This window comes from Aeromicrobium sp. UC242_57 (genome assembly GCF_044452305.1).
In the GTDB taxonomy this organism is placed as follows: domain Bacteria; phylum Actinomycetota; class Actinomycetes; order Propionibacteriales; family Nocardioidaceae; genus Aeromicrobium.
On record NZ_JBIOAM010000001.1, the window covers coordinates 344,648 to 358,144 of the forward strand.

A 13,497-nucleotide genomic window follows, 5' to 3' on the forward strand; every position below is an offset into this window, starting at 1 on the left:
AAGACATGCAGCACAGATACCTCGGCAACAGCGGACTCAAGATCTCTGAGATCGCCTACGGCAACTGGCTCACCCACGGTTCCCAGGTGGAGGAGGACGCCGCCACGGCGTGCGTCCGTCAGGCTCTCGACGAAGGCATCACGACCTTCGACACTGCTGACATCTACGCCAACACCAAGGCCGAGTCGGTCCTCGGACGTGCCCTGGCCGGCCAGCGACGTGAGTCGCTGGAGATCTTCACCAAGGTCTACTGGCCGACCGGCCCGGGTGGGCCGAACGACTCCGGCCTGTCGCGCAAGCACATCATGGAGTCGATCAACGGTTCGTTGACCCGGCTGCAGACCGACTACGTCGACCTGTACCAGGCACACCGGTTCGACGTCGAGACTCCGCTCGAAGAGACCATGCAGGCCTTCGCCGACGTCGTGCGCTCGGGCAAGGCGCTCTACATCGGCGTCTCCGAGTGGACGGCCGAACAGATCCGCGAGGGACAGACGCTGGCCCGGCAGCTCGGCTTCTCGCTGATCTCGAGCCAGCCGCAGTACTCGATGCTGTGGCGCGTCATCGAGGACGAGGTCGTGCCGACGAGCGAGGAGCTCGGCCTCGGCCAGATCGTCTGGTCGCCCATTGCCCAGGGAGTGCTGACCGGCAAGTACAAGCCGGGCGAGCCGGTCCCTGAAGGATCCCGTGCGACCGACAACCAGGGTGGGGCTGAGAACATCGGTCGCTGGCTGGGCGATGACGTGCTCGAAGCCGTCGCCCGTCTTCGTCCCATTGCCGATGCAGCAGATCTGACGATGGCGCAGCTCGCGGTTGCCTGGGTCCTGCGCAACACCAACGTGTCGGCGGCCATCATCGGTGCCTCCCGTCCCGAGCAGGTCACCGACAACGTCAAGGCGTCCGGAGTCCTGCTGGGTGATGACGTCATGGCGGCGATCGACGATGCGCTGGGCGATGTCGTCATCCGTGACGCCTCGCTGACGGCGCAGCAGACACCGGAGTCACGTCCCTCCTGACCGGCACGCCCTAGAGTTGGGGCATGCCCACCCTGCGCGAAGTCGTCGCGGTTCTCGATCACCTGTACGACCCTCGCTGGGCCGACGACTGGGACTCGGTCGGCACGGTGGCCGGCGATCCGGATGCTCCGATCTCCTCGGTGCTGTTCGCGGTCGACCCGGTCCAGGCCGTCGTCGACGAGGCCGTGGCAGCTGGCGTCGACCTGGTCGTCACGCACCACCCGCTGTGGCTCAAGGGCGTCACGTCGGTGGCGGCGAGCTCGCCCAAGGGGCGCGTCATCCACACCTTGATCAGCAACGACATCGCCTTGCACACGTGTCACACGAATGCCGACTGTCCGCCGCTGGGAGTCTCGGAGTCGATGGCGTACGCAGTGGGGCTCGACGACGTCCGTCCGCTGGAGACTGACCCGGCCGACCCGATCGACAAGTGGGTCGTGTTCGTGCCACGGGCCGACGCCGACGCCGTGGCAGCAGCGATGCACGCTGCGGGCGCCGGGGCGATCGGCGAGTACGACACCGCACAGTTCCAGTCGGCTGGCGTCGGCTCGTTCCGACCGCTTGCAGCGGCGAACCCGACGATCGGCCAGGCCGGCGTCGTCGAGCACGTCGACGAGATCAGGGTCGAGATGGTCGCCGCCCGCCGACTCCGTGAACAGGTTCGCGCCGCGATGATCGCGGCCCATCCCTACGAGGAAGCGGCGCACGACATCGTCGAGCTCGTAGCCGGTGACTCCGACCGGGGGAGTGGACGCATCGGCGTGCTGCCCGCGCCCATGACGCTGGCAGACTTCTCCGTCCATGTCGCCCGGAGCCTGCCGAGCCATCACAGTGCGCTGCGCGTCGCCGGCGACCCCGACCGGATGATCGAGACGGTCGCCCTGTGCGGTGGCTCCGGCGACTTTCTGCTGTCGACCGCGCAACGCGTGGGCGCCGATGTCTACGTGACGTCAGACCTCAAGCACCACCCGGTCAGCGAGCATCTGGAGCAGGCCGATCCGTGCGCGGTGATCGACGTTCCGCACTGGGCGGCCGAGTGGACGTGGCTTCCGGTGGCGGCTGCCGCGCTGCTGGAACAGCTGCCAGAACTGACCGTCGAGGTCTCCCAGACCGTGACCGATCCGTGGACCGCGAGCGTGACGGGTACGGTGGGACTGTGAAAGCCGATCCCATCGTCCAGGCTGTGCTCCTCGAGCTGCAGTCGAAGGACTCGATTCTCGCCCAGCTCCAGCACCGCAAGAAGACGCTCCCCGAGCACGCACAGATCGTCGATCTGGAGGCGAAGTTCAAGGAGATCGACGGACATCGCATCGAGGCCGAGACGAAGGTCTCCGATCTGACGCGTGAGCAGAAGAAGGCCGACGCCGAGGTCGAGATGGTCAAGGCACGTCGCGCGCGCGACGAAGAACGACTCAACTCCGGCGCAATCAGCAACCCCAAAGATCTCGAGAGCCTGCAGCGCGAGCTGGTCGCCCTCGAACGGCGCATCTCGACCCTCGAAGACGCCGAGCTCGAGGTCATGGAGGCCCTGGAGGCCGCCCAGACCGAGCTCGACGCGGCGCTGGGTGATCTGCATGCGGTCAAGACTGATCTCGACCAGGTCGTCGCAGCCCGTGATGCTGCGCTCGTCGTGATCGAGGAGCAGACCGCAGGCGCCCAGGACGAACGTGAGTCCTCGGCTGCGGGCATCCCGGCCGACCTCATGGCGTTGTACGACAAGATCCGCGGCCAGTACGGCGGACTCGGTGCTGCAGCGCTGCGTGCGCGTCGCTGCGAGGGCTGCCGGCTCGGCTCAACGGAGCCGATCTGCGTGAGCTGGCCGGAGCGCCCGCCGACGAGGTCCTGCGCTGCCCCGAGTGCTCGCGCATCCTGGTGCGCACCCCCGAATCAGGCCTGTGACCGAACGGGTCATCCTCGAAGCCGACGGCGGCTCGCGTGGCAACCCGGGGCCGGCGTCGTACGGGGCCCTGATCCGTGACGCCGACACCGGAGCCGTCATCGCCGAGCGTGGCGAGACGATCGGTGTGGCGACCAACAACGTCGCCGAGTACAGCGGTCTGATCGCCGGACTGGAAGCTGTTCCGCGAGCACACTCCAGACGCGGCTCTCGAGGTGCGGATGGACTCCGAGCTCGTCATCGAGCAGCTGGCGGGTCGCTGGAAGATCAAGCACCCCGACATGATCCCGTTGGCGGCGACCGCACGTGAGCTGATGCCGGCCGGGGCAGTGCTGACCTGGGTGCCCCGCGAACGCAACCAGGCTGCCGACGCCCTGGCCAATGCCGCCCTCGATCGTCAGCGCGACGGCAAGACGACGGGCTGGACTGGCGTGGAGGGTGAGCCGACGACGCTGATCCTGCTGCGTCACGGCGTGACGGCGGCGACCGAGCGCAAGGTGTTCAGCGGTTCTGGTGGGTCCGATCCAGCGCTCACCCCTGCCGGAGAGCAGCAGGCGGTCAAGGCTGCCGAGTGGATCCGTGATCACGGAGGAGCCGATGTCGTCCTCAGCTACCGTTGCTGAGGACGAGGCAGACCGCTGCGGCCGTGGCCGATGCCCTCGAGCTGTCGGTGACGGTCGATGACGGCCTGATCGAGACCTCGTTCGGTGACTGGGACGGCTACACCTTTGCCGAGATCCAAGAACGCTGGCCCACCGAGATGAAGGCGTGGCTGGCATCGACCGCTGTCGGGCCGCCGGGCGGCGAGGCCTTCGACGTCGTCGATCAGCGGGTCGCCCAGGCGCGCGACCGCATCGTGAAGACGTACGCCGGCCAGACGGTGGTGGCGGTCAGTCACGTGACCCCGATCAAGCTGCTGACCCGGATAGCGCTGGGTGCGCCGATCGGGATCATCTACAAGATGGAGCTCTCGCCCGCGTCGATCACGACGGTCTCGTGGTGGCCGGACGGCAACGCCTCGCTACGCAACTTCAACATCGTCCCGTAGGAGACGTCGTCTGTCGGACGACCTATACGTGCTCGATCTCGGAGACCACGACATCGAGCCGGCCGCCGTCGCGTTCGACCGTCCAGCCTAGCTCCTTCAAGGTGGTCTGCAGCCGTCGACGGTCTGCGGATCTGTGCCCGACTCCATCAGTCCTCGCACGATCCGGCCCTTGGTGGCCTTGTTGAAGTGGCTGACGACCTTGCGCTGACCGTTGTGCTCGTGCAGCACCCGCATCGTCGCGGTGCGCTCGGCGAGCTCGGTCGGGGGCTTGCCGAGCGCCGTGTAGGTGCCCGATCGCAGGTCGATCAGCAGCCCGTCGCCGACGACGTCTGCCATGACCTTGGGCAACGGGTTGCGCCAGCGACCGGCGATCGTGCCGAGCCGGGGGAGCGTGACGTTGCCAGACAGCCGGTACGCCGGGATGTGGTCGCTGGGTCGGACCAGGCCGAACAGAGCGCTGGCGATCGCGATCGACTCGTCTGCACGCGAGCGGGCGGACGCGTCGAGCGTGGGCAGGTCGAGCGCCGAGAACAGCACACCGGTGTAGATGGCGTCGGCCCGTGTCGTCGGCTCGTCGGTCAGTCCTGCGTTGATCTCGATCGCGTCGGCCTGTGTCGGCCCGAGGCCCAAGACCTCGGCAGCCCGCTTGGGGTTGCCGTTCGACAGCTTCACCAGGGTGCGCAGCAGGAGCTCGCGGACCGGCGTGAGAACGGGGAACGAGAGCGAGCTGGCTCGAGTGGTGTCCCGGCGGCCGGCCGGGTCTTGCCTTCGGACGGGGGGAGCAGGATCAGCACGCAGCGACCTTATCCGAGACCACTATCCGATGACCTTCGTGCCCTCGAGGATCAGCAGGACACCGAACACGACGAACGCTGCGGTGGCACCGATCTTGATGACCCGCTCGGGAAGGTGCTTGCCCAGCATCGCGCCGACGATGATCGCCAAGGCGTCGGCGGCGACCATGCCGACCGTGCTGCCGATCCAAGTTCCGAGCCAGCCTTCCTGGGTCGCCAGGGTGATCGTGGCCAGCATGGTCTTGTCGCCGAGCTCGGCGAGGAAGAACGCGACACCGACTGCGAAGATCGCGGCGCCTTGGCTGAGCCCGGCCTTCTTGGCCTCGTCGTCACTGAGCTCGTCGCCGCGCCACGTCCAGGCGGCGAACAGCAGGAAGGCGACACCGGCGACGATCGAGATGGTGTGCTGGCTCTCGGCGAAGCTGTCGCCGATCCAGGCGCCGATACCGACTGAGGCCAGGTGGACGATCGCCGTGGCCAGCGTGATGCCGATCAGGACGTGCCTGACCTTGTAGCGGGTGGCGAAGGTCATCGCCATCAGCTGGCTCTTGTCGCCGAGCTCGGCCACGAAGATCACGGCAGTGCTCAACAGGAACGCATACATCAAAAAAGCCCTTCGTCGCCTGGACGAAGAGCCTGGGATGACGAGTCTTCGACCAGGTATGTCAGATGACACAACTGGTCGAAAAGTCTCGTCCGCCAGCCGAGGCTGGCCTGCTGTACCGGACTCCCACCAACAACGCGGGCGTCAGTATGTCGATACAACCGTTGGGGACTACTCCCTTTCGATGCTCTCAGCCTAGCGGACGCACGGGCATCGTTGCGCGACGGGTAGGATCGGGGCGCGAGTGAGTCGGCCGGGCGGCCGCGGCGTGCCCCGTCAGGGCGTACGTCGAGGAAAGTCCGGACTCCACAGAGCAACGGTGGTGGCTAACGGCCACCCACGGTGACGTGCGGGACAGTGCCACAGAGAATAGACCGCCAGCGGCCCCTGCTTTTCGGAGCAAGGGTGCGGGTAAGGCTGAAACGGTGAGGTAAGAGCTCACCAGCGTTCCGGGTGACCGGGACGGCTAGGTAAACCCCACCGGGAGCAAGACCAAGAGGACCCGCCTCGTTTCGGCGAGGAGGGTCTGCGCTGACGGGCTGCTCGTCCGTTGTCAGCGGGTAGGTTGCACGAGGCGTCCAGCAATGGGCGTCCCAGATGGATGGTCGCACAGGCCCTCGACTCCGGTCGTGGGCTGGACAGGATCCGGCTTACAGGCCGACTCACTCGCCCTCAGGAACCCGTTCGTAGGAGTTTTCGTCTGGCATTTCGCCTAGACTGTGAGGCATGACTGAACCTCGAGTCGTGGTTGACCACTTGGTGATGGGCGGTGTGCCGTGTATCAGCGGCACTCGCGTGCCGGTGGCAGTGGTCGTCGGTCTAGTCGCTCAAGGTTGCTCAGTCAACGACATCTTGGATGACTATCCGACGTTGGAAGCCGCAGATGTGGCCTCGGCGCTGGAGTTTGCTGCCGACGCAGTCGCCGAGCGTCAACTGCCGCTTCGTCGGCCTGCGTGAGATTCCTCCTCGACGAGTGCATCAGCGCTCGACTCGCGTCATTCTTGGAGCAAGCTGGGCACGATGTGACCCATGTGCTCGTACTGGGGCTTCAGGGGTGCCCGGATGTAGACGTCTTGTGTGCAGCTCGCGATGAGCAGCGGGTACTGATTTCATCAGATACTGACTTCGGAGAACTGCTTGCAAACAGCGCCGCCTCGATGCCAAGTGTGGTGTTGTTCAGGCAGGGCAACCGCGGGCCGGAGCATCAGGCAGAGGTCTTGCTGGCGAACTTGGAAGCGGTCGTAGACGATCTCGACAACGGCTCGATAGTCGTGTTCACCGACGATCGCATCCGGATCAGGCGGCTCCCGATCACCTGAGCTGCACCCTCAGCTCGCGACACCCAGGAATAGCGAGTGCTGGATCGCGAGCGGATCGAACTGCCAGGTGATCTCTCGCACGATGTCGACGACGTCTGGATCATCGGTCACGATCGTCACCATGAGGTGCCGGTCGACGGCCTGGCCAGGGGCGTCGAGCCCGACGTCCGGGATGGCGTGAAGTGCCGTGACGACGGTCGCGAGGGCGTCGTCGCTGCTCATCTGCATGTCGAGCGTCACCTGATGCATGGCTCCCACCCTTCTTCACAGGGCTAACGAGCGCCGAGGGATTTGGTTAGCGGAGCTGGCATCTCGGCAATCGGTTTGGCGTCTCGACACCGTGGGTAGTGTCGAAGTATGACTGTCCCCCGTAGTTGCCCTGAACAATGGTGTCTCGATCCCTCAGCTGGGATTCGGCGTGTTTCAGATCGAGCCCGACGAGACCAAGGCCGCGACGCTGACCGCCTTCGAGGTCGGCTATCGCCACATCGACACCGCGCAGATGTACGGCAACGAGAAGGGCGTCGGCGAGGCACTCGCCGAGTCGGGCCTGGCTCGCGACGACGTGTTCATCACCAGCAAGCTCAACAACTCGTTCCACGCCCACGACGACGCGCTCGCGGCCTTCGACGAGTCGCTGGAACGCCTCGGCATCGAGTCGATCGACCTGTTCCTGATCCACTGGCCGCTGCCAGGGATCGAGGTCGACTTCGTCGAGACCTGGAACGCGCTCGAAGAGGTGTACGCCTCAGGTCGTGCGCGCTCGATCGGGGTGTCCAACTTCCAGCCGCACCATCTGCGTCGCCTCGTCCAGGAGACCAACGTCGTTCCGGCGGTCAACCAGGTCGAGGTGCACCCGTTCCTGATCCAGGACGAGGTACGCGCGGTCAACGCCGAGCACGGCGTGGCGACCGAGGCATGGTCGCCGCTCGCCCAGGGTCTCGTGCTGGACCATCCCGTGATCGCGGGCATCGCCGCCGAGCACGGCAAGACCCCGGCTCAGGTCGTCCTGCGGTGGCACGTGCAGCGTGGAGACATCGTCTTCCCCAAGTCGGTCACCCGCAGCAGGCTCGAGGAGAACTTCGACATCTTCGACTTCGAGCTCGACGGCTCCGAGCTCGGATTCATCTCCGCACTCGACAAGGGTGAGCGGACCGGGCCCGACCCGGACGAGTTCAACTGGGTTGGCTGAGGGTCAGGATCTCTGCGCCGTCAGCGGTCACGAGCAGGGTGTGCTCGAACTGTGCGGTGCGTGACTTGTCCTGGGTCGTGGCGGTCCAGCCGTCGTCCCACATGTCCCACTCGATCGAGCCGAGGGTAAGCATCGGCTCGATCGTGAAGGTCATGCCGGGCTGGATGACGGTGTCGTAGGACGGGTCGTCGTAGTGCGGGATGACCAGTCCGTCGTGGAAGGCCGGTCCAACGCCGTGCCCCGTGAAGTCGCGCACGACGCCGTAGCCGAACCGCTTGGCGTAGGTCTCGATGACCCGGCCGATGACGTTGATCTCGCGCCCGGGCTTGACCGCGCGGATCGCTCGCATCGTGGCTTCGTGCGTGCGCTCTACCAGGAGCCGTGACTCCTGGTCGACGTCGCCGACGAGATAGGTCTTGTTGGTGTCGCCGTGCACGTCTCCGACATAGGCCGTGATGTCGATGTTGACGATGTCGCCGTCTTCGAGGGGACGGTCGTCGGGGATGCCGTGGCAGATGACCTCGTTGACGCTGCTGCACAACGACTTGGGGTAGCCGCGGTAGCCGAGCGTCGAGGGGTAGGCGCCGTGGGCGATGACGAACTCGTGGCCCACCCGGTCGAGCTCGTCGGTCGTGACGCCTGGAGCGATGGCCGCCTCGACGGCGTCGAGAGCCTGTGCGGCGATCCTTCCGGCGATCCGCATGGCAGCGATCGTCTCGGCATCGCGGACGAGAGAACCCTTGTAGGGCAGTGGTGCGATCTGTCCGACGTACTCGGGCCGTTCGATCGAGTCGGGCACGGCACGCGGGGCCGACACGCGGCCGGCAGTCAGGGCAGTCACCCCGAGAGTTTAGTCGGGGCGCTCACGCGCCGGTTGCGGCACTATGGAGGCATGAGCGACGAGAAGTTCTACTACTGCACCAAGCACTCACGAGTCGAGGGCGAGAAGGGTTGCCGCGCTGCCGACCGCCTCGGCCCGTACGACACGGCCGAGCAGGCCGAGCATGCGCTGGAGATCGCAGCCGAGCGGACCAAGAGCTGGGACGAAGATCCTGACTGGAACGACGAGCCGCCGAAGGAATGAGACGGCGACGTCGACGGGGAGGTCTCGAGCTCGAGCGTTCAGGTCCGTGGATCGGCGCTGTCGGGCTGTTGATGGTGCTGTGGTGCTCGGTCTCGACCGTGCTGTTCGCACCCTGGTGGGGTGTCGTGATCGCCCTGGCGTTGCTGGTCCCGCAGGTGTGGCTCGTCGTGCGCTGGGCGCGCACCCACCCGACCTGGTGCATGTGGGTCCCGGTCGTCGGCGTCGTGGTGTGGGTCGTCTACGCCGTGGCGGGTGCGCGCTTGCTGGACTGGTCTGCCTGAGACCGACGATCACTCCAGGAAGGAGTGCTCCTCGGCCGGGAACGCGCCGGTCTTGACGTCGGCGACGTACGCCTCGGTCGCCTGCAGCATGACGCTGTGCAGATCGGCGTACCGCTTGACGAACCGCGGCGCCTTGCCGGAGTTGAGACCCAGCATGTCCTGCCAGACCAGCACCTGTGCGTCGCAGTCGACTCCGGCACCGATGCCGACTGTCGAGATGGTCAGCGCCTTGGTCACCTCGGCGGCGACGGGGGCGGGGACCATCTCCATGACGATCGCGAAAGCACCGGCGGCTTCGAGTGCCTTGGCCTCCTCGATGACCCGGGCGCCGTTGTCTCCACGACCCTGCACGCGGTAGCCGCCGAGGTTGTGCTCGGCCTGCGGTGTGAAGCCGATGTGCGCACACACGGGGATGCCGGCATCGGTCAGCAGCTTGACCTGAGGGACCATCGCCAGGCCGCCCTCGAGCTTGACCGCATGCGCTCCGGCTTCCTTCATGAACCGCACGGCAGTGTCGAACGCCTGCTGGGGCGAGCCCTGGTAGGAGCCGAACGGCAGATCAGCCAGCACGAGCGCGTGCTTGGCCGAGCGCGACACGGCGCGAACTAGCGGGATCAGCTCGTCGACCGTGACGGGCAGCGACGTGTCGTTGCCGTAGACGTTGTTGGACGCCGAGTCACCGACGAGCAGCACCTCGACTCCGGCCTCGTCGAAGGTTGCGGCGGTGTACTGGTCGTATGCCGTCAGCATCGTCCACTTCTCGCCGCGCTGCTTCATCTGTTGCAGCGTGTGGGTCCGGATCCGCTTGCGCGCTGCAGGCGGGGTGGTCGGCCCGGAGCCGTACGGAGCAGCCTCTTCAGGGGTGGCGTCAGCCATGATGATTCTCCTGTTCGTCTCGCGGCTCCTGATGGAGTCCACGGATGTCTCCAGCGTGCCAGATCAGACCGCCGACGCCACGAACTGTGAATCAAGTCATAGCCGGTCATCGGGGACGCCGCGCGATCCACAGCCATCGCTCGGCGCTGACCCGAAGGTCAGCCCGGTGGCGGACGTCGTCGGGTCCGCCGTCGACCAGTGCGTCGAAAGCCGGCAGGTCGGCACCGAGGCGGTCGGCCACGGCACTGCGGATGCGCGCCAGCAGGGTCGCCGCGTACCGCCCGACGTTGGTCGGGACGGGAGGCGCGAGCTCGACCGAGATCGTCCGGTGCTTCTCGACGACCAGCCCCGCTCGGGTTAGTCGTGGTCCCCAGTCGCTGCCCATGGCAGGCAGGTCGATCGCGCGGTCGGCGGCGAGCAGCCGTGAGCCCGCCGTTCGGCAGCTCCGCCGGGTGTCTCGTCGGGGACGAAGCGTGGGAACCCGTCCAGCTCGGCGACGGCCATCAGTCCGCCGGGGCGGATCGTCGCAGCGACCTGTGCCAGGGTGCGGTCTGGATCGACCAGATGATGCAGCGACGCAGATGCCCAGACGAGGTCGACGTCCCGCACGGGCGGCACCTCTTCGTCGAGGTCTGCACGGAGCGTCGTGACCCGGTCGCTCAGTCCTAGGTGCTCTGCCTGCTGCTCGAGGTGCGCGAGCATGTCGGCGGAGGTGTCGACGGCGACGGCGTGGGCATCGCTGAAGTGCTGCAGCAGCCCGAACGTCCCGGAGCCGGTGCCCGCGCCGAGATCGAGGATCGACCGCACGGGGGAGTCGGCCGCCTGGTCGATGTCGTCGTACATCCCCTGCAGCGTGGTCGCGAAGATCTCGGCGTCGAGATCGAGGACTTCGGCAAGGCCGTGGTGGTCGTGGTGCTGGTCGTGCTGGTGTTCGCTCATGGTTCCAGGCTAGGTGGAGTTGCGTTCAGAGCATAGGATCTTGCGTATGACGCAAGATAATCACCGTGAGGGCCGCGAGATCGAGACGTTGGTCCGGCAGCGGGTGCGCGCACTGCGCATCGCGAAGGGCTGGTCGCTCGACGAGCTGGCCGAACGCTGCTGGTTCAGTGCCTCGACGCTCAGCCGCATGGAGACGGGGCACCGCCGCATCGGCCTCGACCAGCTCACGGCCATCGCCCGAGCGCTGGGAACGTCGATCGACCACCTGGTCGAGCCCGACGACGACCAGGACGTCGTCATCAGACCGAGCCGCAACGACGCTCGTGGCATGACCACGTGGGTGCTGTCTCGCGATCAGGGACCCCGCGGGATGAAGGTCGCCAAGGTGCGGCTGACTAGACCGCCGGCGACCGACGGCGAGCTGCCGGTCCATCCTGGCCGCGACTGGTTCACAGTGCTGTCCGGAACTGTCCTGCTGGTGCTGGGGGATCGCACGATCAAGGTCGAGGCCGGCCAGGCGGCTGAGTTCTCCACGATGGTGCCGCACGCCTTCGGAGCAGCCGGTGGCCCCGCCGAGATCATCGTGATCCTCGATCCCGACGGTGAGCGGTCCCACCTGCACGACTGAGCGGCGCTCGCCTACAGGTGCTCGCGCCAACGGTGGGTGATCGGCACCCGGCGATCGCGACCGAAGTTGCGTCGCGAGACCTTGGGTCCCGGCGGGTACTGGCGACGCTTGTACTCGGCCCGGTCGACCAGGCCGATGACCCGCTCGATCAGGGCCGGGTCGTAGCCCTCGGCCAGCAGGTCGGCCGAACCCAGGTCGCGTTCGACGTACGCGTCGAGCACTGCGTCGAGCAGCTCGTAGGGCGGCAGCGAGTCGGAGTCGAACTGGCCGGGACGCAGCTCGGCCGACGGGGGCTTGGTGATGGTGTCCTCGGGAATCGGCGGCGTCTCACCGAGCTCGACGGCTCGTGCGTTGCGCCACGACGCAAGCTCCCACACCAAGGTCTTGGGCACGTCCTTGATCGGCGCGTAGCCGCCGACGGCATCGCCGTAGATCGTGGAGTAGCCGGTCGCGAGCTCTGACTTGTTGCCGCACGCCAGCACCAGGTGGCCGTGCTGGTTGGACAGTCCCATCCAGATCACGGCGCGGATACGGGCCTGGAGGTTCTCCTCGGCGACACCGTCGAGGTGGAGGGCCTCCTGGTACTGGTCGAAGATCGGTGCGATCGGCACGGTCTGCAGGTTCAGACCGGTGCGGCGGGCCATCTCGGCGGCATCGGACTTGGAGTGCTCGCTCGACCACGCGCTGGGGTTGGAGACACCGAAGACCTTGTCGGGTCCCAGCGCGTCGACCGCGATCGCGGCGACGAGTGTCGAGTCGATCCCGCCGGACATGCCGAACAGCACCGACGAGAAGCCGTTCTTCTGCACGTAGTCGCGCAGCCCCGTCACCAGCGCGGTGTAGATCTCCTCGTGACGCGAGATCCGGTCGGAGACCGTCACGGCGCGCGGCTCGTACGCCGGGTGGGGCTCAGAGCTGATGATCGTGCGCTTGATCGCCAGACCCCCGAAACGCTCGTCCTGTCCGGGCATCGTCGGCGTCGCGGCAGGCAGGTCGAGGTCGACGACCAACAGCTCGGGTGCGAACTGGCCGGAGCGGCCGAGCACCGTGCCGAGCTGGTCGACCACGATCGAGTCGCCGTCGAACACGAGCTCGTCCTGTCCGCCGACGAGATTGACGTACGCCAGGACGCAGTCGCCTCACGGGCCCGGCGTGAACACAGGTCGAGACGGACGTCGTCCTTGTCGGCCTCGTACGGGGAGCCGTTCGGCACGACGAGCAGCGCGGCCTCGGCGGCCTTGGCGGCAGCCGAGGGGCCGTCGCGCCACAGGTCTTCACAGATCGCGAGGGCGACGTCGATGCCGCCGATCTGGATGATGTTGATGGTGTGGCCGGCGACGAAGTTGCGGATCTCGTCGCCGACACCGTAGTTCCACAGGTGGTGCTTGGCCTGACGGGCCACGATCGCGCCGCCGTGGATCACCGCGACGGAGTTGAGCGGGGCGTTCTTGGGGATGCCGAGCCCGTCCACGATGTCGACAGCCTGGTCGAGGAAGCCGACGACCGCCACGACATCGCCGCATCCTTCGGCCTCCAGCCGGACGGCCAGGTCTTCGATCGCGGCCTGTGAAGCCTTGATCAGCGAGGCTCTCATCGCGAGATCTTCGATCGGGTAGCCCGTCAGGACCATCTCGGGGAACACGACGAGATGGACGTCCTGCGCCGCGGCCTCCTTGCAGTACTGGACGACGAGATCGGCGTTTCCGGCCAGATCACCGACCGTGGCATTGACCTGGGCAAGGGCAAGACGCAGCTGAGGCATGCGACAACCCTAGTGCCGACCCCGCACACCCCCGCCTTGTTACATGGACGTAACAAT

At 66.7% G+C, this 13,497-nt stretch carries 21 protein-coding genes and 1 other RNA gene; 13 read left to right on the forward strand and 9 right to left on the reverse strand.

What is annotated here, in order from left to right; translation table 11 throughout:
- Window positions 1–5 precede the first annotated feature (5 nt).
- From ACHMWU_RS02320 to ACHMWU_RS02345, 6 genes are read left to right on the forward strand one after another with little or no spacing between them, the layout of a single operon-like run.
- Window positions 6–1,016, forward strand: coding sequence for an aldo/keto reductase family protein (locus ACHMWU_RS02320; RefSeq protein WP_396041487.1), 1,011 nt, complete (start codon window positions 6–8; stop codon window positions 1,014–1,016).
- 23 nt (window positions 1,017–1,039) lie between these two features.
- On the forward strand, window positions 1,040–2,176 hold the full coding sequence (locus ACHMWU_RS02325) for a Nif3-like dinuclear metal center hexameric protein (RefSeq protein ID WP_396041488.1): 1,137 nt from the start codon (window positions 1,040–1,042) through the stop codon (window positions 2,174–2,176).
- On the forward strand, window positions 2,173–2,994 hold the full coding sequence (locus tag ACHMWU_RS02330; RefSeq protein ID WP_396041489.1) for a zinc ribbon domain-containing protein: 822 nt from the start codon (window positions 2,173–2,175) through the stop codon (window positions 2,992–2,994). Before ACHMWU_RS02325 ends, ACHMWU_RS02330 begins: the two co-directional genes overlap by 4 nt.
- Entirely contained in the window at window positions 2,912–3,223 is a 312-nt protein-coding gene (locus ACHMWU_RS02335) for a reverse transcriptase-like protein (protein ID WP_396041490.1), read from the forward strand. Before ACHMWU_RS02330 ends, ACHMWU_RS02335 begins: the two co-directional genes overlap by 83 nt.
- Complete coding sequence (locus tag ACHMWU_RS02340; protein WP_396041491.1) at window positions 3,135–3,536, forward strand: histidine phosphatase family protein; 402 nt, start codon at window positions 3,135–3,137, stop codon at window positions 3,534–3,536. Before ACHMWU_RS02335 ends, ACHMWU_RS02340 begins: the two co-directional genes overlap by 89 nt.
- Before the next feature lie 23 nt (window positions 3,537–3,559).
- Window positions 3,560–3,961 (forward strand): histidine phosphatase family protein, encoded by a 402-nt coding sequence (locus tag ACHMWU_RS02345; RefSeq protein ID WP_396041492.1) that lies wholly within the window; start codon window positions 3,560–3,562, stop codon window positions 3,959–3,961.
- A 96-nt stretch (window positions 3,962–4,057) separates the two neighbouring features.
- On the opposite strand, the gene ACHMWU_RS02350 is transcribed toward ACHMWU_RS02345, so the two are convergent.
- Window positions 4,058–4,633 (reverse strand): YaaA family protein, encoded by a 576-nt coding sequence (locus ACHMWU_RS02350; RefSeq protein WP_396041493.1) that lies wholly within the window; start codon window positions 4,631–4,633, stop codon window positions 4,058–4,060.
- A gap of 144 nt (window positions 4,634–4,777) precedes the next feature.
- Complete coding sequence (locus ACHMWU_RS02355; protein WP_396041494.1) at window positions 4,778–5,359, reverse strand: TMEM165/GDT1 family protein; 582 nt, start codon at window positions 5,357–5,359, stop codon at window positions 4,778–4,780.
- Between the two features lie 245 nt (window positions 5,360–5,604).
- Here ACHMWU_RS02355 and rnpB point away from each other — a divergent pair.
- The 3 genes from rnpB (at window position 5,605) to ACHMWU_RS02370 (ending at window position 6,678) form a co-directional block, all read left to right on the forward strand.
- Window positions 5,605–6,028, forward strand: an RNA gene (gene rnpB / locus ACHMWU_RS02360) — RNase P RNA component class A.
- A 57-nt stretch (window positions 6,029–6,085) separates the two neighbouring features.
- Window positions 6,086–6,316: a DUF433 domain-containing protein gene (locus ACHMWU_RS02365; protein WP_396041495.1), complete on the forward strand. Its 231-nt coding sequence runs from the start codon at window positions 6,086–6,088 to the stop codon at window positions 6,314–6,316.
- Window positions 6,313–6,678, forward strand: coding sequence for a DUF5615 family PIN-like protein (locus tag ACHMWU_RS02370; protein ID WP_396041496.1), 366 nt, complete (start codon window positions 6,313–6,315; stop codon window positions 6,676–6,678). Before ACHMWU_RS02365 ends, ACHMWU_RS02370 begins: the two co-directional genes overlap by 4 nt.
- A gap of 9 nt (window positions 6,679–6,687) precedes the next feature.
- Here the strand turns inward: ACHMWU_RS02370 and ACHMWU_RS02375 are convergent, their stop codons facing one another.
- A complete protein-coding gene (locus ACHMWU_RS02375; RefSeq protein ID WP_396041497.1) occupies window positions 6,688–6,927 on the reverse strand; it encodes a hypothetical protein in 240 nt (79 codons plus the stop codon).
- 169 nt (window positions 6,928–7,096) lie between these two features.
- On the opposite strand from ACHMWU_RS02375, the gene ACHMWU_RS02380 reads away from it, so the two are divergent.
- Window positions 7,097–7,870 carry an aldo/keto reductase gene (locus ACHMWU_RS02380; protein WP_396041498.1) on the forward strand — a complete coding sequence of 258 codons (774 nt, stop codon included), beginning with the start codon at window positions 7,097–7,099 and terminating at the stop codon, window positions 7,868–7,870.
- On the opposite strand, the gene map is transcribed toward ACHMWU_RS02380, so the two are convergent.
- Complete coding sequence (map, locus tag ACHMWU_RS02385) at window positions 7,854–8,711, reverse strand: type I methionyl aminopeptidase (protein WP_396041499.1); 858 nt, start codon at window positions 8,709–8,711, stop codon at window positions 7,854–7,856. The genes ACHMWU_RS02380 and map overlap by 17 nt on opposite strands.
- A gap of 51 nt (window positions 8,712–8,762) precedes the next feature.
- Between map and ACHMWU_RS02390 the strand changes: the two genes are divergently transcribed.
- Together ACHMWU_RS02390 and ACHMWU_RS02395 are read left to right on the forward strand one after the other, a co-directional pair.
- Window positions 8,763–8,954 carry a hypothetical protein gene (locus ACHMWU_RS02390; protein WP_396041500.1) on the forward strand — a complete coding sequence of 64 codons (192 nt, stop codon included), beginning with the start codon at window positions 8,763–8,765 and terminating at the stop codon, window positions 8,952–8,954.
- Window positions 8,951–9,235 carry a hypothetical protein gene (locus ACHMWU_RS02395; protein WP_396041501.1) on the forward strand — a complete coding sequence of 95 codons (285 nt, stop codon included), beginning with the start codon at window positions 8,951–8,953 and terminating at the stop codon, window positions 9,233–9,235. The genes ACHMWU_RS02390 and ACHMWU_RS02395 overlap by 4 nt, the downstream gene beginning before the upstream one ends.
- A gap of 9 nt (window positions 9,236–9,244) precedes the next feature.
- Here ACHMWU_RS02395 and panB read toward each other — a convergent pair whose 3' ends face one another.
- From panB to ACHMWU_RS02410, 3 genes are all read right to left on the reverse strand, one after another.
- Complete coding sequence (gene panB / locus ACHMWU_RS02400) at window positions 9,245–10,111, reverse strand: 3-methyl-2-oxobutanoate hydroxymethyltransferase (protein ID WP_396041502.1); 867 nt, start codon at window positions 10,109–10,111, stop codon at window positions 9,245–9,247.
- 106 nt (window positions 10,112–10,217) lie between these two features.
- The gene (locus tag ACHMWU_RS02405) at window positions 10,218–10,496 is read right to left on the reverse strand and encodes a hypothetical protein (protein WP_396041503.1); all 279 of its coding nucleotides are present in this window, start codon (window positions 10,494–10,496) and stop codon (window positions 10,218–10,220) included.
- Window positions 10,469–11,050 carry a class I SAM-dependent methyltransferase gene (locus ACHMWU_RS02410; protein WP_396041504.1) on the reverse strand — a complete coding sequence of 194 codons (582 nt, stop codon included), beginning with the start codon at window positions 11,048–11,050 and terminating at the stop codon, window positions 10,469–10,471. Before ACHMWU_RS02410 ends, ACHMWU_RS02405 begins: the two co-directional genes overlap by 28 nt.
- Window positions 11,051–11,096: 46 nt before the next feature.
- Here ACHMWU_RS02410 and ACHMWU_RS02415 point away from each other — a divergent pair, with 46 nt between their 5' ends.
- Window positions 11,097–11,678, forward strand: a complete 582-nt coding sequence (locus ACHMWU_RS02415) for a helix-turn-helix domain-containing protein (RefSeq protein ID WP_396041505.1) — start codon at window positions 11,097–11,099, stop codon at window positions 11,676–11,678.
- 11 nt (window positions 11,679–11,689) lie between these two features.
- Here ACHMWU_RS02415 and nadE read toward each other — a convergent pair whose 3' ends face one another.
- The gene (gene nadE / locus ACHMWU_RS02420; RefSeq protein WP_396041830.1) at window positions 11,690–12,649 is read right to left on the reverse strand and encodes an NAD(+) synthase; all 960 of its coding nucleotides are present in this window, start codon (window positions 12,647–12,649) and stop codon (window positions 11,690–11,692) included.
- The gene (locus ACHMWU_RS02425) at window positions 12,556–13,440 is read right to left on the reverse strand and encodes a nitrilase-related carbon-nitrogen hydrolase (RefSeq protein ID WP_396041506.1); all 885 of its coding nucleotides are present in this window, start codon (window positions 13,438–13,440) and stop codon (window positions 12,556–12,558) included. The genes nadE and ACHMWU_RS02425 overlap by 94 nt, the downstream gene beginning before the upstream one ends.
- Between the last annotated feature and the right edge of the window lie 57 nt (window positions 13,441–13,497).